Source organism: Ralstonia sp. NFACC01, from assembly GCF_900115545.1.
Taxonomy (GTDB): Bacteria; Pseudomonadota; Gammaproteobacteria; order Burkholderiales; family Burkholderiaceae; genus Ralstonia; species Ralstonia mojiangensis.
This window is the reverse complement of sequence record NZ_FOWV01000002.1, coordinates 221,124-243,592: the sequence shown is the minus strand read 5'-3', so window position 1 is coordinate 243,592 and position 22,469 is coordinate 221,124. Positions and strand designations below refer to the sequence as shown.

Here is a 22,469-nt window from a genome sequence, read left to right as displayed (position 1 = left end):
TCGTATAGCGGAATGTCCGATCTTGCGTCTGCCGCCAACGTCATGACTTTCTCACCGCTTCCCTTGCCCGCGGGCATTGCGCCCGAGATGCTGCGCACGGTGTTCCAACCGATTTTCCGCCTGTCCACCACCGAGGTGCTCGGCTACGAAGCCCTGCTACGCGGGCCGGTGGGCTCGGCCATGGAATCGCCGGCGGCCCTGTTTGCCGCAGCCTCGGACACGGCAGGCACGATTGCCCTGGAGACCACCGCCGCACGTCTGGCCATCGCCAATTTCTCGGCCATGCGCTTGCCGGGCAAGCTGTTCCTGAACTTCAGCGCGCAAGGCGTGCGCCAGTTGCTGCAAGACCACGCCCGCCTGCTGCACGCGATTGCCGATCACGACCTGCACCCCTCGCGCATCGTCATCGAACTGACCGAGCAGACGCCCATCGATGATCTGGCGAGCTTTGCCGAGGCGCTGTCGGTAGCACGCGACTTTGGCCTGCAATGCGCGCTGGACGATTTCGGCACCGGCAATGCCAACCTGAACCTGCTGATCGAACTCACGCCCGACTTCATCAAGCTCGACAAGTATTTCCTGCGTGACATTGCCAAGCATCCGGCCAAGCTGGACATGGCGCGCACGCTGCAACAGACGCTCAAGGGCGGCGCGACCAGCATCATTGCCGAAGGGCTGGAGACCGAGGACGAACTGGGCGTGGTGCGCGACCTGGGCATCCGTTTCGGCCAGGGCTTCTTTCTTGCGCGCCCGCAGGACAAACCCGCGAGCGACATGTCGAGCCAGGCAGCCCGCGTGCTGCAGTCTTCGCAGATTGCGGTGTTTCCGCAGGCGGTTCGCGTGGGCTGGCGCGCCATCACGGCCAGCAAGCTGCTGCGCGTCGCTCCCACGCTGCCCTTGCGCAGCAGCAACGACGACGTGCTGCACCTGTTCAACCGCCACCCCGATCTGCACGCCGTGGCGCTGCTCGACGAAGGCGAACGCCCGCTCGCGCTCATCGCACGCCGCGCGTTCATTGACCGCTATGCGATGCCGTATCACCGCGAGCTGTACGGCAAGAAACCGGCGTTGGCGTTTGCCAACCGGCAGCCTGTGCTGGTGGAAAAATCCGCCTCGCTGGAGGACATGTCGGCGCTGCTGATGAGCGAAGACCAACGCTACCTGACCGATGGTTTCATCATCACGGAGCACGGCCGCTACCTGGGCCTGGGCACCGGTGAAGAGCTGGTGCGCACCGTGACCGAAATCCGCATCGAGGCCGCACGCTACGCCAATCCGCTCACATTCCTGCCGGGCAACATTCCGTTGAACCTGCACATTGAACGTTTGCTGGAAGCGCACGCTGAATTCTATGCATGCTACGTGGACCTGAACCACTTCAAGCCCTTCAACGATCAGTACGGCTATTGGCAGGGCGACGAGATGCTGAAGATGGCCGCCGCCGTGCTGGCCACCGCATGCGAGCCCACGCGCGATTTTCTCGGCCATGTGGGTGGCGACGATTTCCTGATCCTGTTCCAGAGCGCCGACTGGCACGCACGCATCACGCAGGCGATGACGGCGTTCAACGCCAACGCGCTTGCCATGTATACGCCGGCTGACCGCGCGGCAGGCGGCATCCATGCGGAAGACCGCAAGGGCCTGCCGGCGTTCTTCCGCTTCGTGACGATGGCGGTGGGCGCGCTGCACGTGCACCCCGGCGCCGCGCACAACAGCGATGACATCGGCACCGCCGCCGCCCTGGCCAAGCGGCGCGCCAAGCAAAGCGATAACGGTTTCCATCTGGAAGCCATGCACCCCGCCCCTGCCGCGCGGGCCATGGCCTGACATCTCTGCGCCTGCGCTACAGCATCGCGGGAATCAGCCCGAGCAACGCGGCCTTTACCACGGCATGCGTCTTGTTGGCGGCATTGAGCTTGGTGATGGCGTTGCGGATGTGGAAGTTCACGTTGCGCTCGGTCATTTCCAGGATGGCCGCGACTTCAGCCGCCGTCTTACCTTCGGCCGTCCAGTGCAGTGTCCGCCGTTCAATCTCTTTCAGGCGCGTGGCGGCATCGGGCAACACCTTTTCGGCCATCAGCGTGCCGATGCTGGCGTGTGCGCGCTGGCTCAGCCAGATCATTTCAGGCTCGCTCGCGGCCAGTTCGTCTTCGGTGATGGGCGTGGCGCGGCGCACCAGGCTGAAGGTACCGAAGATGCCGGTGTGATCGCGAATGGTGTGCGACCACCCGTGGTTGAGCCCGTGGCGGCGCGCGTCCATCCAGAACGGCGCGTCTGCCGTGGCGATGCTGGACCACAGCATTGGCTTGACGCAGCGCTGACCAAACTGCAACACGGGGTCGATAGCCAAGTAGCCGCACACCCGGTAGTGCTCGCGCCAATGTTCCGGGTAGGTGCTCCAGCAGATGGTGTTGAAGCGCGTGATCGGAATCGCTGCACGCAGGGCGTAGGCGCAATAGTCGAAGCCGAGCAGAGTCACCGCCGGTTGCAGGCTACGGATGACAGCATCGGCGTCGCGCAGTGCATTCAGCTCGCGCAGCAATGCCGCACGCCAGGATGTTGCATAGCCAAGCGGCAATTGGTTGTGAACGCCCATCCCATCGGCCTCCAAAACACGCGCTGAATCGCCATACCGGTGCCCACTCCAGCTAACCGGCTTCCCTCAATTCAAATTTGGCGAAAAGCGCGATCAGCCTTGCGTTTTGCTGAGGCAGTCGTTGGCGTGCCGGAACTATACATAATCCGAAACGAATTGCGCGCCCCGCATAGCGCATGCAATTAGTAGATTTTCTCGAATATTGGAATAACGCAATACAGCAATAAATTATCTGATAGCCAAATGGCTTTGCGCAAAAGCACACCCATTATTTAAATCTGCTATTTATGTTCGGCATGTCGCCGTCGGCATTGCCATCTCCCCACGGGACGCGTCCTTCTTGCAGGGCCTGGGTAGGCGGAATTCGTATCGTCGGCTTCCGTCATCGCTTGCCTCCACTGCCGCGGGTGCATCTTCATGCGCATAGCCGGATTGCAGTGCCGACAACGCCGCAAAGCGCGCGCCGACGCCACATTGCGGTGATGCGGAGGTGCGACACACAGCAAGGATTGCACCTCGGTGACGCGACAAAACGTCGCAGTAAAAATAACAATAATGACGTTTCACGTGCAGTTTGATCAACGTCGCAAAAAATTGACGTGTCAGATTTACACGCACATGTGGCGATTCACTACCACGGCAGAGAATTAGGGCAAGAACGGCTTTCTTATTGGGGTTTCGCAGTGTCAGCGAAAGCCTTACAGTCTGGTCCGCGACTCGCCCTCTCGATGTAGTCGAGACCCCGACAAGAAACACGACGGTACGAAGCAACAGGGTTTTTTGGCGCGTCTTCATCCTCGTCACTCCCCCGGTTTGTGGCGCTTTTTCAAATCCGGATGCCCCGGAATTGGCGGAGCTTTGCCCAAATTCAAAAAAGTGACGTGGACTTAATGCGGCGGCTGCCCCCGCCCCACTGACCCATTTGCATAGGAAGTCCCGTTTCATGCGTTCCACTCTGATTTCTCTTGGCCTCGTCGCCAGCGCTACGCTCAGTTTGTTCTCCACCGGCGTGCAGGCAAATTGCGTTGCCAATCCGCCCACGCAGTCCAACACGACGTTCCCCGCCAGCTTGACCGGCAAGCTCGCGTATCACAGCTACGTCAGCTACGGCGACGGCACCAGCCAGATCTTCATCTACGACTTTTCGGCGCGCACGCTGCAACAGGTGTCGAAGGCAGCCTGGGGCATCCAGGACCCGATGAATGCGGTGTTCAGCCCCGACGGCAAGTGGATCGCCTTCATGGGCATCACCAACAACGCGTGGAATGTGTTCTTCTGGCAAGTCGGTTCGACCAGCATGCCGATCAACCTGACCAACAGCACCGGCCAGACGCGCAATGAAGACCCGAAGTTCAGCACCGACGGAAAATCGCTGTTCTTCAAGCAGAACGGCGATGTCATGCAGGCCGCGCTGTCGTACACCAGCTCGGGCCCCGTCTTCACCTCGACGGTGAATCTGACGCGCACGGCACCGACGCTGGAAAACTCGATGCCGTTTGCGACGCCGGACGGCACGGCCGTCTACTACACCACGGGCACCGGCTCGGGCATGGGCCTGTACAAGCAGACCGTGGGCAGCACGACCAAGGTGGCGTTCGACACACCGGCAGGCCTGGCGACGTACTACCCGATCGTGCGCGCCGACGGCACCGTCTTCTATGCCCGCTGGCACGACGCCACCAGCCAAGCCGACCAGATCTACACCAAGGTCAACCCGAGCGACACGCCCAACCAGCTCACGCTCAACGACTGCAACAGCAACAACTCCGACCCGTCGCCCGTGAACAACACGAACTACGTGTTCTTCTCATCCACGAGCGCCGGCGGCTACCAGCTCTACCTGGGCGATGCGAGCACCGGCCAGCGCTGGAGCCTGTCGCAATTTGGTGTGAACTCGGACACGACCAAGGCGAAGCTTGGCTCGAACTACTACGCAGGCACGCCGACGGCTGCTGCACAGTCCGTCACGCTGCTCTCGCAGGGCAAGCCGGCCAGCGCGTCCTCCAGCTACAGCGCCAGCCTCGGCCCGGCCTACGCATTTGACGGCAACACCACCAGCACGCGCTGGGATTCGGTGGAAGGCGTTGCCGGCGCGCAATGGCTGATGGTGGATCTGGGCTCGACCCGCACCATCACCGGCGTTGACCTGTATTGGGACGCAGGCGCCAAGGTCTACTACATCCAGACCTCGAATGACGGCGTGACGTGGACGAACATCTACTCGACTTCGAGCGGCGCTTCGTGGGGCCACACATCGCTGGCCAACCTCAAGGGCAGCGGCCGCTATGTGCGCATGTACGGCACGCAGCGCGCTACGCAGTGGGGTTACTCGCTGGATGAAATGCAGGTGTGGGGCTACTAAGCGGCAGCTCCAGTATCAGCATCGCCTGACATGACAAACGCCCCGGTGGCTTCGGCCATCGGGGCGTTTGTCATTGGTGCGATAGGCGCGCCGCATTGGGGCCTACCCCTAAATTGTCAAAAGCTGAACATTCAGCCTGTGCAGGGCTCGGCACGATGGCGTCTCCGCACCACGCCAGAGGATCACGATGCCCTCCCGCACACCCCCGAACACCCCTGCGCACGGCATGAGCCGGCGCGATTTTCTGACGCTCGGCACCGCCGCTGCCAGCCTTGGCGCACTAGGCGTGAGCCTGCCGGAAGGCGCGCAAGCCGCCGCGCATGCCGGCGACGCCAACTGGCATGCTGGCCAACTCGCGCACCTGATTCCGGCAGCGAGCCACAACCGCCTTCTCATCAAGGCATCGTTCCAGGCACCGCTTGCACGGGCACCTTGGCTTATGGTCAACGGCAAGCGCGTCGCCGGGGAGCGAACCGATGCCGCCGGCCGCTTCTGGCGCTTTGATGCGCGTGACCTGCAGCCCGCCACGCAATACACGCTGCGCATTGTCGATGCGGGCGGCAACCCGCTGGCCGACGCGTGGCCGCTGCGTACATTCCCCGCGCCCGACGCCACGCCCGCACAGCTGCGCATCCTGGCCTACACCTGCGCTGGCGGTTTTGACGGGCCGCCGGTGGCCGGCAAGACCGCATGGCTGGACATGACCGCCCGCCGCCGCCTGCTCGCACGCGGGATGTCGTTCGCGCCCGACACCGTCATCGCCAACGGCGACCACATCTACTGGGATCTGCAGACCTCGCAGAACAAGCCCTTCGCACGGCAGGTGCGCGAACTGATGTGGGCGAAGTTTGGCGGCGCGCTCGACACGTCTGTGCCGATGTCGCACCCGAAGAACGAAGCCATCTTCACGCGCGTTTGCGACTACCAGATCAGCGGGCTTTACGGCACCACGCTGCGCTCCACGCCCGCGTATTTCCTGACCGACGATCACGACACGTTCGAAAACGACGAGTTTGACGACAAGGTTGCCACCCTGCCGCCGGAGCCGTACGGCCTGGTAGGTGCAGAACTGACGCAACATCGCTACTACCCCGAGTTCCTGCCCGACACGAACCGCCCCGTGTGGCTGCCCGGCGGTGACAAGGCCGGCATGCCCAGCGACACCAACAGCGCCTTCGGCACGCTGCGTTACGGCGCGTTGCTCGAAGCGGTGCTGTACGACTGCCGGCGCTTTCTCGACAACAAGGGCATCCATGCACGCGTGGTGCCGCAATGGGTGGAAGACTGGCTCGTGGCACGCACGCGCGCTGAAGACACCGCGCATTTCTTCCACGTGCCGTCGCTGCCGTTTGCGTATTCGTCGGGCAAGCTGGGCGACTGGTATCCGGATCTGCTCGACAGGAAGACCGGCCGCCTCGTGGCCAACCAGCCCAAAGCTGGCTGGCAAAGCGGTTGGTACGCGCAGCACCAGCGCTTGGTAGCGGCGCTTGCCGAGCAGAAACAACGTGCAGCCGTGATCGTGCAGGGCGACTTCCATGCATCGGCAGTTGGGTCCATGTCGCGTTCGGGAGATCTGGCATTCGCACATCCCGTGCATACGGTCATGACCGGCACGCTCGGCACCGGCGACCTCGCCTTCCCCTCGGCATTCCGCAGCATCGAGACCACGCCGGCGCTGTCCGTCGCCATGCAGGAGGCGTTGCGCCCGACTGAGAAAAACGGCTTTACCATCATCGACGTGACGCCCGAGAAGATGACCTTCTCGCTGTTCATGTGGCGCCCGCCCGAGCCGGTGGAAACCATCGATACACTGCAGCCGGTGCTGGTGTACGAGGTGCCGCGCCTGGCTTGAGGTGCCAGCGCAACAACAAGGAGACGCATGGCGAAGATCTGCATCGTGGGGGCCGGCTCGATCGGCTGCTATCTGGGAGGCCGCCTGCTGGCAGCCGGTGCCGACGTCACGCTGGTCGGCCGCGCACGCATCGGCAACGAGTTGCGCGAGCACGGTCTCACCTTGACGGACTACCGCAACGGCAGCTGGCAGGTACCGCCGGCTGAGGTGCGCTTCGTGACAGACCCCGGCGCTGCTGCCGATGCCGATCTCGTGCTCGTCACGGTCAAATCTGCTGCCACGCAATCCGTGGCAGATGAGCTGCAGGCCGTGCTGCGCACGGGTGCCATCGTCATCAGCTTCCAGAACGGTCTTGGCAATGCCGACGTGCTGCGGGCCACTCTGCCGCAGCACACCGTGCTGGCGGGCATGGTGCCCTTCAATGTGATGCAGCCTGGCCCCGGCGCTTTCCATCAAGGCACGGGCGGTGAGCTGGAAGTGGCAGCGTCACCCATGCTGCAGCCGTTTCTGGGTGACTTTCTCCGCGCAGGTCTGCCGCTCACGGAACGGACCGACATGGCAGCCGTGCAATGGGCCAAGCTGCTGCTCAACCTGAACAACGCCATCAACGCACTGGCCAACCGGCCACTGAAGGAAGAGCTATCGCAGCGTGCGTACCGGCGCTGCCTCGCCCTGGCGCAAATGGAGGCACTGCGGCTGCTGTCGCGTGCGGGCATCCAACCCGCCAAGCTGACGCCCATACCGCCCGCCTGGATTCCGCGCCTGCTCACCACGCCCGATGCGGTATTTGCGCGACTCGCCGGCAAGATGCTCGCCATCGATCCGCTCGCGCGTTCGTCCATGTCCGACGATCTGGCCGCCGGGCGCACGACCGAAGTCGACTGGATCAACGGCGAAGTGGTGCGCTTGGCCGAGCGCCTGGGGCAACGCGCCCCCGTGAACGCGAAACTGTGCGCGATGGTGCATGCCGCCGAATCTGCCGCCTCGCGCCCGAGCTGGTCGGGCATTGATCTGCTGGCGGCCTTGCGGGCTGCGGGTTAGTCGGCGCCGGCTTCGCTCGCGTCCAGCAACAACGCCATGTCCTGAATCTCGATGTGGCCATAGCGCAGGCGGATCGCGCCGAGCTTGACCAGCGCCTGCAGCTCCTTGCTCAGCGTCTGCCGGCTGATGCCCAACATCATCGCCAGCGCGTCTTGCGAGGTGGAGATGCTCGCGCGGCCTTCTGCCGATTGCGACACATCGCCGTGCGCCAGTGAAGCAATACGCCGTGCGACACGCGCCCGCGTACCGTGCAGCGCCGCACTCGCCAGCGAGCCATACGCCAGGCGCAAGCGCGTCGCCACCAGCCGCGCTATCGCTCCGGCAAATGCGGCATCGCGCATCAGTGCTTCAAAGCGCGCCACGCTCACCCCCAGCACGTCCGAATCTTCCAGCGCGATTGCGCAGTGGCCGCGCGGTTGTTGATCAAGCGTCGACACCCCGCCAAACCAGTTGCCAGGCTCCACCAACGTGAGGATGGCCTCATCTCCGTCAGCATTGAAGATGGAGAGCTTGAGCGCGCCGCTGGCCACGCCAAAGAACGCGTGCGAACCGGCGTCCATCGGATCGCCCTGGCGAAAGAGAAACGCGCCGGCTCCGATGTGCAGGGGCACCGCGGCTCCGAGCAGCGCATCGGCCGCGTGCGGCGGCAGGCTCTGGAACCAGGGGTTGGCAGCAAATGCGTGCGTCACGATTCTGTTCCCGGCCCTCAAGCCCGTCGCCCTAACACCCACCCTATCGACAGCACATACCGGCTGCCACCCACCACGCGCGTCACGCTGTGCTCGCACGCATCGGGGCGAAACAGCTTGATACGCCGGGTCTGGAAGATCGGGCTGGCGCAAACGAACTCGCCGCCCGCCCGCGGCGACTTCAGCACGATGTTCAGTCGATAGTGCCGGCCGTTGGTGACGGGGTCGGTATGCGGCGGAATTTCCGAACCGTCTGGATAGCGGATCAGGTAGCTATCGAACGGGATGGGCCACAGCGCGGTGGCCAGCAGCATCTTGTCGTAGCCGGTGCCCTGGCGGCCGCGCTGCCAGCGGAAGGCCGTGCCGAAGAATGCGCGCAAGGAAGACATGGAAGCGAAGCTGCCCGATGGAATCCGGGCATGGTAGCCGGGAACTATCGGCGCTTGTCGAATTTCTTCCAGTATCCGAACGGCTCCTGGTGGCACTCGTAGTCCAGCTCGGCCACACGCGTGTGCAGGCGTTCCTGCGCCTCCTGCACGGCAAGGTTGTAGACCACCGGGCCGATCTCTTCCAGAAAGAAACTCAGCAGCGCACCGGCCTGGATGTTGCCGATGCGCTCGTCCATCTGCTCGGTGAAGTAGCGCTGGATGGATTGAACGGCCTCTTCACGGACGTCGCGGTCAAGTTCGATGGGCATGCGAGGCGCTTGTGGTGGCGGATGAAACCGCCAGCTTACTGCCCACGGCCATATGCATCCAGCAGCTTGAGCGTGACGCCGTTCGTCCAGCCGAAGCCGTCCTGCAACGGATACTCACCCCCGCCGCCGCCCGTGCCCGTTCCGTCGACGATGTATTTCTCGACGAGCTTCTGCTGGCTGGCGTAGAGCTGCTCGACGCTGCCGAGAAAGCGCTCGCCGATTGCCTGGGCGAGCGGTTGCCAGCCGTATCGCTGCGCACCACGCAGCGCGATCCATTGCAGCGGCGCCCAGCCGTTGGGGGCATCCCATTGCTGGCCGGTCTTGAAGGTGGTGGTGGACAGCCCACCCACCTGCAGCAGCGCCTGCTGCGTCCACTGCAATGTCTTCCACGCGCGGTCCGGCCGTGCGGCACCCACAAACAGCGGATACGTCATCGCGGCAGACTTGTTGCCGCGAATGCGGCCGAGCTGCCAATCGTAGTCTGCGTAGTAGCCAGCGGGGTGCCATAGATAGCGCTCGATGGCGACGGCACGTTTTCCGGCGCGCACGGAATATTCGACCGTGCATGCAAAATCGCGCGCCGCTGTGCAACCGCGCGCGATGGTCTTCTCCAGCTGGAACATCAGGCTGTTCAAATCCACCGGCACGATCGACGTGGTGCGGATGGTGCCCAGCGTGGCGTTGTCGCCAAACCAGCGCGAGCTGAAATCCCAGCCGCTTTCAGCCGCTGCGCGCAGGTCGCGCCAGACTTCGTTGGCAGGGCGCGCGGGTGTTTGCTGCGCTGTGGTCACGTCTTGCAGATAGGACTCGGGGCGCGGGGTGTCCTGGTCGTCCCAGTAGCGGTTGAGGACAGTGCCGTCGCGCATGACGACGACGTTGCTGCTCGCCTGCCCTGCGGGCGTAGTCGAGGCGCCGCGCATCCAGTACGCATACTCCTTGCGCAGTTGCGGCAGGTAGCGCTTGAGCGCCGTATCACCCTCCTGCTGCGCGGCCAGCTCGACCATCAACGCAAAGAACGGCGGCTGCGAGCGGCTCAGATAATACGTGCGATTGCCGTTGGGAATGTGGCCGAACTGATCAATGGCATAGGCGAAGTTGTCGAGCATGTTGTCGACCAGGTCTTCGCGGCCGGCCTCCTGCAGGCCGAGCATGGTGAAGTAGGTATCCCAGTAGTAGCCCTCGCGGAAGCGGCCGCCGGGCACCACGTAAGGCTTGGGCAGCGGGATGAGCGAGCTGTTGTCAGGGGCGGTGGTCGTCGTGCGCGTGAGCGCCGGCCAGAGCCAGTCGATGTGCGCGCGCAAGGACTGCCCCGCGGGCGGTGTCACGGGCGTCTCCACCGGCGGCGTGAAGTACTGATCGACAAACGCCTTGAGCGAGAAACCCGGCACGTTCTTCTGTACTTGGTATGCCTGCAGGATCGCGGCCGGTGCGGCTTTGGGCACGGCATCGACAAACGTCTTCTGATCCGGATACACCTGCGCGGTCTGCACGGCCACGAACAAGTCGCCGTAAAGCTTGTCGGGCGACGGCGGCAGCGCGGCACCCACGCCCACATCGGCCAATGCGGACGACGCCGCAAAACCGAACGCCAGCCATGCAGCAACATTGGCCGCACGGCGCCGGATCAAAAAGTGAGCCTGTCGATGCATCGTCATCTCCTGCCTGGTGGACGGAAAGCCAGTCCAGAAAAGGAGACGCCGACAGCGTTGTCAAATCGACAGGTTTTGCGCAAAACGGCGGCGTACCGAAGCGCAAGAAATGGCGCCGTATTGGACTCTGCGGGCAAGCAACTTGCTGATGTGCGGCGATGCTTTGCAGGCGGGCATGCGTGGCCTATCGTCTAACCATACGATTGCATCGCAAGCTACACCGGGGAGCCCACATGCGCATCGAACTGAACCACACCATCGTCTGGTGCCGCGACAAGCAGAAGTCCACGCGCTTTCTACGCGACATCCTCGACCTGCCCGAGCCGGTCCCGTTCGGACAGATGCTGGTCGTCCCGCTATCGAACGGCGTGTCGCTCGACTTTTTCGACAGCGATGCGCCCATCGCCATGCAGCACTACGCCTTTCTCGTCAGCGACACCGAATTCGAGCAGGCGTTCGCCCGCATCCAGGCGAAGGGGCTGACGTACTGGGCGGACCCAGCCAAGAAGCGGCAGGGCGAAACCTACGAGCACAACGGCGGGCGCGGGGTGTACTTCGACGATCCAGATGGGCACTTTCTAGAGATCATGACGCGGCCGTATGACCTCGGTTCGCAAGCTCCCATACCATCAGCAGTTTGACGGTCCATCTGCGCCTTCGCCAACATGGTCAATTCTCCACTTGCCCAACGCCCGCTCGGGCCAATGTTGCGGCGCTGGCGCACCCTGCACCGCATCAAGCAGTTGCACGCAGCTGAACTGTTTGGCGTCACGCAGTCGACCATCTCACGGTGGGAGGCCGGCGTGCAAGACATGGCGCCGGACGAGCGCCTGCGGGCGGAATCGCTGCTACGAGCGCGCCTCAGTTCGTCCGCCGATCATGCGCTGGCCAGACTGATCGATACACACCCAGGCGCGATGCACCTCGTCTGCGATCTCACGCACCGGGTGCTCGCAAGCTCACCGGCACGCGCAGCGGAATTCGGCCGGCCGATCGTGCAACTGATCGGACACTCACTATGGCGCTACGCAACGGAGGCCATCGCCCAGCGGGAAGCGTCGTTGGATGCGCTGGGCTGGTATGACGATCTCGCCCCGCCGGGCGTGGAGTTCAGCACCGGGGCCAACGATTCCGTTGTCGTGCCGATTCGCCCAAGCGTGTGCCGCTGGACACGTATGACGCTCTCTGACGGCACGGCCGTACGCCTTGTGGAAACACTGCGATCGGACTAAATCCGGTTGCGCGCATGTTTCATGCGTGGACAGCGCTTGGCCAAACGCCTAGGCTCAGCCGATGAACGAACGCTCCCACATCATGACCCCCGACACCCTGGTCGCCCGGCTTGATTTCCTGCGCGAAGCCGAGCGTCTTAAGAACGTGCTGCGCAGCGGCCACACGTCAGTAGGCCGCCCCGAGAGCACTGCAGAACATAGCTGGCGTCTGAGCCTGATGGCCATCGTCTTTGCCGATGCGCTGCAAGACCTCGATCTCTTGAAGGTGCTTCAACTGTGCGTGGTGCACGATCTGGGTGAAGCCATCCACGGCGACGTCCCGGCCATCCATCAACACGCGCACCCAGACAAGAGCGCGCAAGAGCGCTGTGACCTGTTGCAGCTCACACACATGCTGGACACCCAGGTGCGCAACACCCTCGTCAGGCTGTGGGATGAATATGAAGCGGCGGCTACGCCGGAAGCACGGGCCGTGAAGGCGTTGGACAAGCTGGAGACCATCCTGCAGCACAACCAGGGCGCAAACCCCCCGGACTTCGATTACGCATTCAACCTCGGGTATGGGCAGCGCTACATGCAGGCCGCACCGTTGTTCACCACGTTGCGCGGGCTATTGGATGCGCAGACGCGCAAGCGGATGGTGGAAGCGACCAACGCTGCGGGCACAGGTGCCCCGCGCACCGCCTCATAGCATGCCTGCACGAAGGTGTTCTTCTACGGCACGGCGCAAGTCGGCGCTGCGTATTGCCGTGACCTTGCGCGCAGCGCTACGCCACCGCAGCCACGTTGACCACATCGGCTGCGCAGATGCGGTTGCGCCCCCGGTGTTTGGCGTCGTACAGCGCACGGTCTGCGCGGGCGCTCAGCCGGTCGAACGATTCGCCCGGTTGCCACGCCGCCACGCCACCGCTGACGCTGTAGCAGCAAGACTGCGCTCCGGCCGAGACAACGTGCGTGGCAGCTGCCTTGCGCAAGCGTTCTGCGAGATGCATGGCGTTGCCGCTGTCTGTGTCGGGCAGCAGCAGCGCGAACTCTTCGCCACCGATACGCCCGAGCACGTCGGTCGGCCGTAACTGCGCTTGCGCCATCTGCACAAACGCGCGCAACACGGCATCGCCGGCGGCATGGCCGAGGGTATCGTTAATGCGTTTGAAATGGTCCAGATCGAGAATCAGCAATGCCAGCGGCTTGGCGTGCCGCTGCACACGGCCGACATGGCGGCGTGCCAGCACCTCGAAGCCCTGGCGCGACAGCGCGCCGGTCAGGAAATCACGATTGGCGGCATCGCACGCGTCCGCCAGCAGTGCGTCATGCACCATCAACATGGCCGACATCGACAGGATGGGCATGATGGCCGCCGCCACCACGAGCAGCAGCACGCTGCCGGCGGTGGCAAACATGCTCGGGCTGGACGCCGCGCCCAGCGTCAGGAAATAGATGCCGCGTACGAGCTGACAGACGCCGAACACGAAAGCAATGACGGCCGTTACCCGGTACGGATAGGTCGGTCGACCGGCGGGCGAATGCCGCAACAGAATCCACACCAGTGCCGTGCAGAAGGCGGCCGAAAACAGCGTGGTCGAAAACACCCGCATGGGGATGCTATCGACGGCGTAGCGCCAGTAGATGACCGCCACTCCCACCGCCGTCACGCCTGCCAGTAGGATGGGCCACTGCGGGCGCCGTCCGAGAAACCGTGCGCAGCCCGCGTAGTACGCAGCACCACCGAGCGCCAACAGGACATTCGCCACAACAACCGAAAGGCTGTCGGGGATCTTCCCGCGCAGCAGGATCAACGGCAGCGCTAGCACCACGGCCAGATTGGCACCAAACCACTCGGCAATGCCAGGCTTGCTGGCGCGCAGCAACGAACCCAGCAGCCCCAGGAGCACAAAGCTCATCAGCGCCGACGTGGCAATGGCGACGCCTGGATCCAGCATGAGCACTCCCGCAAATCTTCTGTGGCGGGGATTCTACGAAAAGTGGCGCGTTGCGGACATCACCGGGTGGTGGGGCACGGCGCGCCTTATCACAGCCAAACTCAATCCTGGGCCGAACGCCGCAATTCAACTGCAGCTGGTCGCTTCTATGGTGACGGCAGCCCTTGCACGCAGGAACCGCCGCGCTAGGTCAGGGTTTGGGTCCGAGATCGTCTACGGCGTGTCCGCCGGTAGCCTGCAACGCGGCTTCGGCGGCGTCCACCTGTGCGGGCTCGGCCTCGATGGTCAGCAGAAAGCGCCCGCCGATCACGACGTTCTGGAATTTGCGCTCGTATGTCTCGGCGTTTTCGCCACCGGCCTCGTGGTCGCCGCAAAGAAAGTTGCCGCACACGGCACCCGCTTCGTCACCTTGATGTGACAGCGCGACGCGCTCCAGCGTGAGGCCGGTGTTCAACACGGCTTGGCGGGCCGCCTCAGCAGCGGCATGGTCTGTGAAGATGCGGACGATGGTCGGCATGGGGGTTCTCCTCGTCGTGGTGAACCCAAAGTTGACGCATCGGCCGTGCCCGGCGATGCGTCGGGCGACTGCCTCAGAACAGCGCCATCTGCCGCACCCCAAACCCGATGGCCTCTTCCACCCGCATGCGGGCATGCGTGAGCGACCCTTCGATGCCTGAGAGCGTACCGGCCAGCCAGCGGTAGAGCAGCGGAGCCTGACCGCGCGGGCTCAGGTGGATTTCACCGAGCTTCTTGCCGCGCTTGTCACGGTAGTAGTGGGAGCGGTAGCCGCGTTCCCAATGCGTGATCGGGCCGCGCCATCGGCGCAAGCGGCGGGGTTTGGTGGGGGGAGTTTCGGCTGGTGATGCCGACAGTGGTTCCTCCCAGCCGAAAGCGGGTTTGGCGAACAGCGGCAAACCTTCCAGATCGGGGTAAAAATCCATCGTCGTATGCTCAGCTAGCCGCGCCGCCGCAGGCTTTGCAGACAAAAACGGCGCGTAGGCCGCATGATACCTGGGTTTATGGCAGACGGCACGTGCAAACGCCCTAACGGCGCGCATCGGAACAACGTTGCACGCGCCAGACAGTGGACGCTTCGGTATGATGGCCGCTCCCAGTCTCATGACACGCGGCAATCGACCGGTACCTAGCATGAAGAACGCCTTTAACACCTTGATGACACCCCGAATCGCCTGCGCCCTGTTGTTGGCGGCAAGCTTCGCCACCCAGGCTCACGCTCAGGAAGGCGCCTTCGCTCCGCTGCTCCGCCATCTGGCCGATCGCCTGGTCACCGCGGACCAGGTTGCGCTGAGCAAATGGGACAGCGGACAGTCGGTCTACGACCCGGCGCGCGAAGCGAAGGTCATCGCCAATGCTTCGGCGCAAGCGCCCGCTTACGGCTTGGCGGCCCCAGACGTGAGCGATGTCTTCACAGACCAGATCGAGGCGAACAAGGAAGTGCAGTACGCCCTGCTGAACGACTGGCGACGGGCCGGTGCTGCGCCCACCGCGCAGCGGCAGAGCCTGCCGGATGTGATCCGGCCCAAGCTGGACGGACTGCAGAAATCCATCCTGCAAGCCTTGCGCGATGCTGCACCGGCACGCGGCCACGCGGATTGCCCGATGCAGGTGGCGAACGAAATCGGCCGTGTGGCGCAGGAGAAATCGCTCGACAGCTTGCATCGCATTGCACTGGACCGTGCAACCGCACGGCTGTGCACCACCACCCGCTGATCCAATAAAAAATAGCGCCGGCAGGTATGTAGCGGGCGCAAATAAAAAGAAAGGCCGGCCCGAGCGGACCGGCTGTCTGAGCAGATGCAATGTCTTCAGCGCGGCAGCGCCGGAGATAGATATCAGCCCAGATCCACAGGCACAAAGATCTTCGTGTCATCACGCTGCACCAGCAGCGCGACATGCTTGCCGGCGCGGTCCACCAGCGTGCGCAACTCCTGCACCGATGACACCGGTGTGCCGTTGAGCGACAGGATCACGTCGCCCGGTTGGATGCCGACTTTCGCCGCCGGGCCTGTGACGTCCATCACCACGAGGCCGCCAGGCAAACCGTTCTGGCGCTTCTCTTCCGGTTGCAGCGGTCGCACCGCCAGGCCCAGGCGGCCTTGGTCCGGCGCCGCCTTTTCACTGGACGCCACCTTCGCATCCTTCGCTGCGCCAACGGTCACAGTCAGCGTGGTCGGCTTGCCCTGGCGAATGATCTGCAGCGGCACAGTGGAGCCCGGCTTGATGTCGGCCACCTGCTCGGGCAGATCGCCCGACCGGTCGATCCGTGCACCGCCAATCTGCAGGATCACGTCGCCAGGTTGCAGGCCGGCCTTGGCTGCGGGGCCGCCGTCTTCCACCGAGTTGACCAATGCGCCTTCGGGCTTGGGCAGCTTGAAGGAATCGGCCAGCGACTGGTCGACCTCCTGCACCGCAATGCCAAGCCGGCCGCGCGTGACCTTGCCGGTGGACACAAGCTGCTGCTCCACCTTCATCGCCACGTCGATCGGCACGGCAAACGACAGGCCCTGGTAGCCGCCGGTCTGGCTGTAGATCTGCGAATTGATGCCAATCACCTCGCCGCGCTGGTTGAACAGCGGGCCACCGGAGTTGCCCGGGTTCACGGCCACATCGGTCTGGATGAACGGCACATAGGTATCGTCCGGCAGCGAGCGCGACTTGGCGCTCACGATGCCCGCCGTAACGGTGTTCTCGAAACCGTACGGCGAACCGATCGCCAGCACGGGCTCGCCCACCTTGGTGTTGGCGGGGCTGCCAATCTGCACCACCGGCAGGTTCTTGGCCGAGATGCGCAGCACTGCCACGTCAGATTGCTTGTCGACGCCGAGCACCTTGGCCTTGAACTCGCGGCGGTCCGTCAGCTTGACGTTGACCTCCTGGGCGCCGTCCACCACGTGGGCGTTGGTCAGGATCAGCCCATCGGCCGAGACGATGAAGCCCGAGCCCAGACCGCGCACGATCTGGTCGCCGTGTTGTTGCGGCATCTGCGGCATGAAGCGCTTGAAGAATTCGGAGAACGGATCATCCGGGCTCATGCCGGGCGGCAAGCCCTGCATGCTGGTGCGCTGCGCGTGCGCGGTGGTGCTGATGTTGACCACCGCCGGCCCGTAGCGATCGACAATGCCGGAGAAGTCCATTGGCGCCGCCACAGCCACCGGTGCTGCACCGGGAGCAGGCGCGGTCGTTGCCGTCGCGGTAGCCACGGGCGCCGCCACCGCGCGCGAAATCATGTCTTTCTGCAGATAGGCATAGCCGCCTGCAACGGCGACCACAGCGGCCAGGCCAGCCGCACTGCGTGCCAGGGTTTGACGCGTCATTGTCGTGTCCTCTCTTGCTTTGCACGAGGGTCACGGCCTGCGGAGTCGCCTGTCGTGCCCATCGGTTGAAGGCATCGTAGGCGGGCAGACTTAAACGAGACTTAAAGGTGCAAGGCGCACGCGGCCGTCACACGAAACAAAATGTTTCTACGCGTTAGCCTTGAATGGAAAGCGCAGCACCACGCGCAAGCCGCCGCCCTCGCGCGCTTCCAGCGCCAGGGTTGCGTCATGCGCTTGCGCGATCTCCCGGACGATGGCGAGGCCGAGGCCGCTGCCGCCCGTGGGGGCCTGCGCTGGCCGATAAAATCGATCGAGCACGCGTTCGCGTTCCTCCGCAGGGATGCCGGGGCCGTTGTCCTCCACCACCAACTGCACCCCACCGTCGGGCGTGTGCCCCGTCAACACATCGACGCGCGCGCCGCGCGGGCAGTAGTTCAGCGCGTTGTCGACAAGGTTGACCAGCAGCACGCGCAGCGCATCGTGATTGCCGATGACGGATGCCGGCTGCGACTCCATCGCCATCCCCAGATCAATGCCCTTGTGCACCGCCGCCGGCGACAGTTCGGCAACCACGTCGGCCGCCACCGCCTCGAGTGCAACCGTTGCGCGCTGCGTATCGGCAGCGCCCGGCTCCTGCCGCGCGAGCGTCAGCAACTGGCCAACGAGACGGATCATGCGTTCCACACCGCGATGCAGATCGGCATGCGCGGCGCGGCGTTCGTCTTCGTTCTCGGCGCGGTCGGCCACCTGCAACTGCAGCTTGAGCGCAGCCAGCGGCGTGCGCAGCGCATGTGCAGCGTCGGCGACGAACGCACGCTGGTGCGCAAGAGCGGTGCCGAGTCGCGCAAGCAGGTCATTCAGAGCATTCGTCAGCGGGCGGATCTCGTCGGGCAACCCCTGCGTGGGCAACGGCGACAGCGCTGCCGCATCGCGCGCCTGCACCTGCTTGGCCACGGAGCCCAGCGGCGCCAGACCGCGCCCGACCGCCAGCCACACGATCCATCCCAATAGCGGCAGCAGGATCAACAGCGGCGCCACCGTACGCAACGCCATGCGCGCCGCTACCTCGTGCCGCGCGCTATATGGCTGCGCGATCTGCACCACGGCGGGCCCGAACGCGACGCTGTAGATGCGCCACGGGCCCTCCGGCGTATTCGCATCGGAAAAGCCCAGCTCCGCCTGGTCCGGCAGATCTGGCCTTGCGTGTGATAGATACAGGCTGCGGCCGGTGCCGTCCCAGATGCGGATCACGACGTCGTCGTCACGCGCAATGCCCGCGAGTGCCGGCGGCGGCGGGTCGATCCACTGGCTCGGCAGCGCGGCGGCCACCTGCTGCATCTGGTAGTCGAACAGCGCGTTGGCTTCCTGGCGCGCCTGCGCGTAGATCAGGCCGGTGGCGATGACAATGCCCGCCAGCAGGCCGCCGGCCAGCCACCACAGCAGGGTTTTACGGATCGATTGCATGGGTTATTGGTGCGCGTCGCCGCCGGCAGGTTCCGCAGGCGACGTCGACGCCTCACGTGGAATCACATACCCCACACCGCGGATGTTCTGGATGAAATGGCTGCCGAGCTTCTTGCGCAGCGCGTGGATGTAGACCTCGACCGTGTTGCTGCCGACTTCCTCATCCCAGCCGTAGAGGTTGTCCTGCAACTGCGCGATCGACCACACCTTGCCCGGCCGCGCGAGCAGCGCATGCAGCACCGCAAACTCGCGGCCCGACAGTTTGACTGGCACCCCCGCACGCAGCACCTCGCGGGTGACGGGGTTGAGCAGCACCTCGCCGTGGCGCATGAGCGGATCGGCGCGGCCACCTTGCCTGCGCAGCAGCGCGTGCATGCGTGCCGCCAGTTCCTGAAGGTCGAAGGGCTTGACGAGGTAGTCGTCTGCGCCGGCATTGAGGCCGGCTACGCGGTCGGCCACCGCATCGCGCGCAGTCAGGATCAGGATGGGGATGGCGATGCCGCGCTGGCGCAGTTCGCGCACCACATCCAGCCCGTCGCGCTTGGGCAGGCCGAGGTCGAGCAGCATGAGATCGAACATGGTGGCGCCGGACTCTGCGCCGGCGGCGCCAGGCGCCGTGATGGCGTGCACGGCAGCCTCGCCGTCGCGCACCCAATCGATGGCGAAACCGTCGTGGCGCAAACCCTTGCGCACGCTGTCGCCGATCATGTCGTCGTCTTCTACGAGCAGTACGCGCATGACGAATCAAAAATAAGCCGGGGAAGGCTCATTGTAGAACCGCCGCGCGGGCGGCTCACGCTTTGTGCGAAACCGCCCGCAAACTCACCTCCGCATCAGAATCCGCCCGATTTGATCAGTTGATTCAACGCGCCGATGTTCAGGCTGCCCCAACCCGTCGGGTAGTCCCAGCCCTTGGCGGCGCTGTAACCGTAGCCCTGGTAGCCGTTGTTGCCCGAGACCACGTCATAGCGCAGCAGCGACGCGTTGGCCGGAATGGCGCTGTACAGACGCGCCGCCGGGAAGCCCAGGTTGCCGTTGGCCGCCAGCAACCGTGCCCAGAAGCCGACAAAGATGGGCGATGCCAGGCTCGTTCCGCCAATCTGCTGCAGTTGCCCGTAGTTATAGATGTAGGCACCGGTGCTTTGCGCCGCGTCGAACGACACATCGGGCAATAGGCGCGCATTGCCGCCCTGCCAGCTCGGGGCCGGCAGGATCTGGCTGATGCCGCCGCCGGTGGCCCACAGCTTGCCGTTGCCATCGAGGCCTTCGTTCCACACGGTCTCGCTGGCGAAGCTGGAGCCGCTCGTGTAGAGCGTGGTGCCTCCAATGGCCAGCACGTGCGGCGACGATGCCGGCCACGACACGCTGTAGTTGCCGCCGTCCGGATACCCGCGGTTATTGCACTCGTAGACGCCCTCGTCGCCGGAAGACACGGAGAACGTCTGCCCCTGCGCGGCGGCTGTGGTGAAGATGGCCTCTTCTGCGTCGAGCGTGCCGTCTGCGCTGGCGTCGTTCTCGCACCAGCCGAGCGACACGTTGATGATCTTGGCGGTGTTGTCGGTCACCGCCTTGTTGAAGGCCTTGGTCAGGCCCGTGTTGCCCGGCGCATTCAGGTCGGCCATGTAGAAAGCCAGCTTGCCGACCGCGCCGCCGGCCGCGCCCACGATGGACTGGCTGTCGAGGTTCCATTCGCCCTGGCCTTCCTGATCATCGGTGTAGTTGCCGCTGGTGCCGTTCGTCTTGATCGTGGAGGTGGACACCGCGGCATAGCCGTTGTTGCTCGCGAACGTGCGCAGGTCACGCAACGTTTGCGATACACCGCCGATGGTGATGATGCCCACGGTGGTGCCCGCCGCCGTCGGCACGCCGGTCGCGCCGTACAGCGCCGGAAATTCCTTCGGGTAATGGCCCGTGGCCGTGCCCGCAGCCAGTGTGCGCGCTTCGGCCACATCGCCCACACGCAGCAGCGGACGCGCACGCGCCACGTTCTGCAGGCCCAGCACCGAGCCAACGATGCCGCCCAGCGCGCGTGGCACCTGAGCCTTGCTGCTGTTCGCAAACCCGCTGTGGCCGGCCAGCTGGTAATGCACCAGCGGCGTGTTGAACGCCGCCTTGACCGTGCCGGCCGTGCCGCGCGCCGACACCAGGAGCCGGTTGGGCGCCACATCAATGTCGATAGATAAAGCCGTTCTGCCGCAGATAGCGCACCACGGCATCCACCTGCGCCTGCGTGGGCGCGTGGTCGGCCAGGAACTGTTCGCTGGTCAGGTACTTGCGATAACGCGAGCTGCGCGGGTCGTTCACATCGTGCGCGAGCGCTTTCAGCGTGGCCTCGTTGCGCAGCTTGAGGCTGATCAGCACATCGGTGGTCTGGCCGGGTGCGACCTCGTTGGCGGCACCGCGCGCCATGAGTTGCGGGCCGGTCACGAACGCCTTGGTGTGGGTGTCGACCCAATCGGTGGCGGCATGCAGCGGCCCGGCCGCGAACACCACCGGCCATGCATACGCCAGATGGCGGCACAGGGTGGAAAAACGCTGCATGGGGAGAGCAGTACGGAGCATCGGATGTCCTTTTGAGGAGTACGACGTTGCAGGACCACGCCGCTTGTGACGACGTGGGCGTCGTTCACCGTATCCAACGCGCTGCCCTTGCAACAGTGCAAAAAGAGTCAGTTGCATCCGGAGCGCGCTGCATCTAGCAACCCCTTGCCGGGCGGTTGCGCAAGGCAGCGCTTGCCTTTATCGTGATGCGATCCGCCATTCGAACCCGCGCGCAGATGAGCGCCCAGCAAGCCACTTCCCCCGCCACCCCTGATTCACCGACCGACCTGCGCGAGCGCATTCGCGCGGCGCGCCCGTCGCTCTCGCCGGCCGAACGCCAGGTGGCGGATTGGGTGCTGCGCCAGCCCGGAACGGTGCTGAGCCTGCCAGTAGCCGCCATCGCGCGTGAGGCCGGTGTCAGCCAGCCGACCGTGATCCGCTTCTGCCGCTCGATGGGCTGCCATGGCCTGTCGGATTTCAAACTGCGGCTGGCGCAAGGCAACGTGGCTCGCGATACCGCGCCGGCGCGCATCGCATCCCCCTCGGGCATGCGCGTCCTGCAGAACGCCATCGATTCGCTCACCACGCTGCAGGACCGCTTCGACCCGGGCACGCTTGATGCAGCGGTGGCGCTGGTCGACAACGCGCACCGCATCGACCTGTACGGCTTCGGCAGCTCGGGCGTGGTGGCGCTCGATGCACAGACGAAATTCTTCCGCTACGGCATTCCTGCGAATGCGTATAGCGATCCGTATCTCGTGTCGATGTCGTTGAATGTGCTGCAGGCGGGCGACGTGGTGATCGCCATCTCCAAATCGGGCGCGTTGCCCGAACTGCAAACGGCGGTGGAGCGCGTGCGCGAACTGGGCGTGCACGTAATTGCCGTGACAGCGCCCGGCAGCCCGCTCGCGGCACTGGCCGATGTCGTGCTGCCCGCCGGCGTGGACGATGCCGTGGCCGACCGCTCGATGGTCGCTCGCCTGTTGCACCTGGCGCTGCTCGACGCGCTGGTGCTGGAAGTGGCGCTGCGCAAGGGCAGCGCACTCCATCACGCCGATCAGTCTGAGTAAC

The 22,469-nt window shown here is 64.5% G+C and carries 20 protein-coding genes and 1 pseudogene; 9 read left to right on the top strand and 12 right to left on the bottom strand.

Translation table 11 applies throughout. The features are described 5' to 3' along the window. Positions 1 to 12 precede the first annotated feature (12 nt). Positions 13 to 1,827 (top strand): EAL domain-containing protein, encoded by a 1,815-nt coding sequence (locus BM136_RS05770; RefSeq protein ID WP_092970955.1) that lies wholly within the window; start codon positions 13 to 15, stop codon positions 1,825 to 1,827. 16 nt (positions 1,828 to 1,843) lie between these two features. Here the strand turns inward: BM136_RS05770 and BM136_RS05765 are convergent, their stop codons facing one another. Beyond that, on the bottom strand, positions 1,844 to 2,596 hold the full coding sequence (locus BM136_RS05765) for an autoinducer binding domain-containing protein (protein ID WP_092970954.1): 753 nt from the start codon (positions 2,594 to 2,596) through the stop codon (positions 1,844 to 1,846). 943 nt (positions 2,597 to 3,539) lie between these two features. Between BM136_RS05765 and BM136_RS05760 the strand changes: the two genes are divergently transcribed. From BM136_RS05760 to BM136_RS05750, 3 genes are all read left to right on the top strand, one after another. After that, on the top strand, positions 3,540 to 4,958 hold the full coding sequence (locus BM136_RS05760) for a discoidin domain-containing protein (RefSeq protein WP_092970953.1): 1,419 nt from the start codon (positions 3,540 to 3,542) through the stop codon (positions 4,956 to 4,958). 187 nt (positions 4,959 to 5,145) lie between these two features. Further along, the gene (locus BM136_RS05755) at positions 5,146 to 6,810 is read left to right on the top strand and encodes an alkaline phosphatase D family protein (protein ID WP_092970952.1); all 1,665 of its coding nucleotides are present in this window, start codon (positions 5,146 to 5,148) and stop codon (positions 6,808 to 6,810) included. 27 nt (positions 6,811 to 6,837) lie between these two features. Further along, positions 6,838 to 7,851 (top strand): 2-dehydropantoate 2-reductase, encoded by a 1,014-nt coding sequence (locus tag BM136_RS05750; protein ID WP_092970951.1) that lies wholly within the window; start codon positions 6,838 to 6,840, stop codon positions 7,849 to 7,851. Here the strand turns inward: BM136_RS05750 and BM136_RS05745 are convergent. From BM136_RS05745 to treA, 4 genes are read right to left on the bottom strand one after another with little or no spacing between them, the layout of a single operon-like run. Continuing rightward, on the bottom strand, positions 7,848 to 8,540 hold the full coding sequence (locus BM136_RS05745) for a Crp/Fnr family transcriptional regulator (RefSeq protein WP_092970950.1): 693 nt from the start codon (positions 8,538 to 8,540) through the stop codon (positions 7,848 to 7,850). The two genes, BM136_RS05750 and BM136_RS05745, sit on opposite strands and share 4 nt — an antisense overlap. A 17-nt stretch (positions 8,541 to 8,557) precedes the next feature. Beyond that, positions 8,558 to 8,929, bottom strand: coding sequence for a 2OG-Fe(II) oxygenase family protein (locus BM136_RS05740; RefSeq protein ID WP_092970949.1), 372 nt, complete (start codon positions 8,927 to 8,929; stop codon positions 8,558 to 8,560). Positions 8,930 to 8,973: 44 nt separating this feature from the next. Then, the gene (locus tag BM136_RS05735; RefSeq protein ID WP_092970948.1) at positions 8,974 to 9,237 is read right to left on the bottom strand and encodes a DUF2164 domain-containing protein; all 264 of its coding nucleotides are present in this window, start codon (positions 9,235 to 9,237) and stop codon (positions 8,974 to 8,976) included. 35 nt (positions 9,238 to 9,272) lie between these two features. Next, positions 9,273 to 10,886 carry an alpha,alpha-trehalase TreA gene (treA, locus tag BM136_RS05730; RefSeq protein WP_175537085.1) on the bottom strand — a complete coding sequence of 538 codons (1,614 nt, stop codon included), beginning with the start codon at positions 10,884 to 10,886 and terminating at the stop codon, positions 9,273 to 9,275. A gap of 233 nt (positions 10,887 to 11,119) precedes the next feature. Between treA and BM136_RS05725 the strand changes: the two genes are divergently transcribed. From BM136_RS05725 to BM136_RS05715, 3 genes are all read left to right on the top strand, one after another. Continuing rightward, a complete protein-coding gene (locus BM136_RS05725) occupies positions 11,120 to 11,527 on the top strand; it encodes a VOC family protein (RefSeq protein WP_092970946.1) in 408 nt (135 codons plus the stop codon). A gap of 24 nt (positions 11,528 to 11,551) precedes the next feature. Then, entirely contained in the window at positions 11,552 to 12,118 is a 567-nt protein-coding gene (locus BM136_RS05720; protein WP_092970945.1) for a helix-turn-helix domain-containing protein, read from the top strand. An 82-nt stretch (positions 12,119 to 12,200) separates the two neighbouring features. Continuing rightward, on the top strand, positions 12,201 to 12,809 hold the full coding sequence (locus BM136_RS05715; protein WP_092971337.1) for an HD domain-containing protein: 609 nt from the start codon (positions 12,201 to 12,203) through the stop codon (positions 12,807 to 12,809). A gap of 76 nt (positions 12,810 to 12,885) precedes the next feature. Here the strand turns inward: BM136_RS05715 and BM136_RS05710 are convergent, their stop codons facing one another. The 3 genes from BM136_RS05710 to BM136_RS05700 all read right to left on the bottom strand — a co-directional run bounded on the left by BM136_RS05710 (position 12,886) and on the right by BM136_RS05700 (position 14,999). Continuing rightward, positions 12,886 to 14,058, bottom strand: a complete 1,173-nt coding sequence (locus BM136_RS05710) for a GGDEF domain-containing protein (RefSeq protein ID WP_092970944.1) — start codon at positions 14,056 to 14,058, stop codon at positions 12,886 to 12,888. Between the two features lie 190 nt (positions 14,059 to 14,248). After that, the gene (locus BM136_RS05705; protein WP_175537084.1) at positions 14,249 to 14,575 is read right to left on the bottom strand and encodes a hypothetical protein; all 327 of its coding nucleotides are present in this window, start codon (positions 14,573 to 14,575) and stop codon (positions 14,249 to 14,251) included. A gap of 73 nt (positions 14,576 to 14,648) precedes the next feature. After that, positions 14,649 to 14,999 carry a hypothetical protein gene (locus BM136_RS05700; protein ID WP_092970943.1) on the bottom strand — a complete coding sequence of 117 codons (351 nt, stop codon included), beginning with the start codon at positions 14,997 to 14,999 and terminating at the stop codon, positions 14,649 to 14,651. A 232-nt stretch (positions 15,000 to 15,231) separates the two neighbouring features. On the opposite strand from BM136_RS05700, the gene BM136_RS05695 reads away from it, so the two are divergent. Continuing rightward, on the top strand, positions 15,232 to 15,789 hold the full coding sequence (locus BM136_RS05695) for a chorismate mutase (protein ID WP_254775619.1): 558 nt from the start codon (positions 15,232 to 15,234) through the stop codon (positions 15,787 to 15,789). Positions 15,790 to 15,911: 122 nt separating this feature from the next. Here BM136_RS05695 and BM136_RS05690 read toward each other — a convergent pair whose 3' ends face one another. From BM136_RS05690 to BM136_RS05675, 4 genes and pseudogenes are all read right to left on the bottom strand, one after another. After that, a complete protein-coding gene (locus tag BM136_RS05690) occupies positions 15,912 to 17,393 on the bottom strand; it encodes a DegQ family serine endoprotease (RefSeq protein WP_092970942.1) in 1,482 nt (493 codons plus the stop codon). A 147-nt stretch (positions 17,394 to 17,540) separates the two neighbouring features. After that, the gene (locus tag BM136_RS05685) at positions 17,541 to 18,857 is read right to left on the bottom strand and encodes an ATP-binding protein (RefSeq protein WP_092970941.1); all 1,317 of its coding nucleotides are present in this window, start codon (positions 18,855 to 18,857) and stop codon (positions 17,541 to 17,543) included. A gap of 3 nt (positions 18,858 to 18,860) precedes the next feature. After that, positions 18,861 to 19,595 (bottom strand): response regulator transcription factor, encoded by a 735-nt coding sequence (locus BM136_RS05680; protein ID WP_092970940.1) that lies wholly within the window; start codon positions 19,593 to 19,595, stop codon positions 18,861 to 18,863. Positions 19,596 to 19,690: 95 nt separating this feature from the next. Continuing rightward, positions 19,691 to 21,398 (bottom strand): annotated as a pseudogene (locus tag BM136_RS05675) (protease pro-enzyme activation domain-containing protein). A 236-nt stretch (positions 21,399 to 21,634) separates the two neighbouring features. Between BM136_RS05675 and BM136_RS05670 the strand changes: the two are divergent. Then, positions 21,635 to 22,468 carry a MurR/RpiR family transcriptional regulator gene (locus tag BM136_RS05670; protein ID WP_092971334.1) on the top strand — a complete coding sequence of 278 codons (834 nt, stop codon included), beginning with the start codon at positions 21,635 to 21,637 and terminating at the stop codon, positions 22,466 to 22,468. Position 22,469 lies beyond the last annotated feature (1 nt).

Excerpts from the sequence above, each read along its gene's own strand:
- BM136_RS05740 (WP_092970949.1), bottom strand. The coding sequence starts at position 8,929 with ATGTCTTCCTTGCGCGCATTCTTCGGCACGGCCTTCCGCTGGCAGCGC.
- BM136_RS05770 (WP_092970955.1), top strand. The coding sequence starts at position 13 with ATGTCCGATCTTGCGTCTGCCGCCAACGTCATGACTTTCTCACCGCTT.
- BM136_RS05715 (WP_092971337.1), top strand. The coding sequence starts at position 12,201 with ATGACCCCCGACACCCTGGTCGCCCGGCTTGATTTCCTGCGCGAAGCC.
- BM136_RS05725 (WP_092970946.1), top strand. The coding sequence starts at position 11,120 with ATGCGCATCGAACTGAACCACACCATCGTCTGGTGCCGCGACAAGCAG.
- BM136_RS05710 (WP_092970944.1), bottom strand. The coding sequence starts at position 14,058 with ATGCTGGATCCAGGCGTCGCCATTGCCACGTCGGCGCTGATGAGCTTT.
- BM136_RS05705 (WP_175537084.1), bottom strand. The coding sequence starts at position 14,575 with ATGCCGACCATCGTCCGCATCTTCACAGACCATGCCGCTGCTGAGGCG.
- BM136_RS05680 (WP_092970940.1), bottom strand. The coding sequence starts at position 19,595 with ATGCGCGTACTGCTCGTAGAAGACGACGACATGATCGGCGACAGCGTG.
- treA (WP_175537085.1), bottom strand. The coding sequence starts at position 10,886 with ATGCATCGACAGGCTCACTTTTTGATCCGGCGCCGTGCGGCCAATGTT.
- BM136_RS05720 (WP_092970945.1), top strand. The coding sequence starts at position 11,552 with ATGGTCAATTCTCCACTTGCCCAACGCCCGCTCGGGCCAATGTTGCGG.
- BM136_RS05750 (WP_092970951.1), top strand. The coding sequence starts at position 6,838 with ATGGCGAAGATCTGCATCGTGGGGGCCGGCTCGATCGGCTGCTATCTG.
- BM136_RS05735 (WP_092970948.1), bottom strand. The coding sequence starts at position 9,237 with ATGCCCATCGAACTTGACCGCGACGTCCGTGAAGAGGCCGTTCAATCC.
- BM136_RS05695 (WP_254775619.1), top strand. The coding sequence starts at position 15,232 with ATGACACCCCGAATCGCCTGCGCCCTGTTGTTGGCGGCAAGCTTCGCC.
- BM136_RS05700 (WP_092970943.1), bottom strand. The coding sequence starts at position 14,999 with ATGGATTTTTACCCCGATCTGGAAGGTTTGCCGCTGTTCGCCAAACCC.
- BM136_RS05755 (WP_092970952.1), top strand. The coding sequence starts at position 5,146 with ATGCCCTCCCGCACACCCCCGAACACCCCTGCGCACGGCATGAGCCGG.
- BM136_RS05765 (WP_092970954.1), bottom strand. The coding sequence starts at position 2,596 with ATGGGCGTTCACAACCAATTGCCGCTTGGCTATGCAACATCCTGGCGT.
- BM136_RS05690 (WP_092970942.1), bottom strand. The coding sequence starts at position 17,393 with ATGACGCGTCAAACCCTGGCACGCAGTGCGGCTGGCCTGGCCGCTGTG.
- BM136_RS05670 (WP_092971334.1), top strand. The coding sequence starts at position 21,635 with ATGAGCGCCCAGCAAGCCACTTCCCCCGCCACCCCTGATTCACCGACC.
- BM136_RS05685 (WP_092970941.1), bottom strand. The coding sequence starts at position 18,857 with ATGCAATCGATCCGTAAAACCCTGCTGTGGTGGCTGGCCGGCGGCCTG.
- BM136_RS05760 (WP_092970953.1), top strand. The coding sequence starts at position 3,540 with ATGCGTTCCACTCTGATTTCTCTTGGCCTCGTCGCCAGCGCTACGCTC.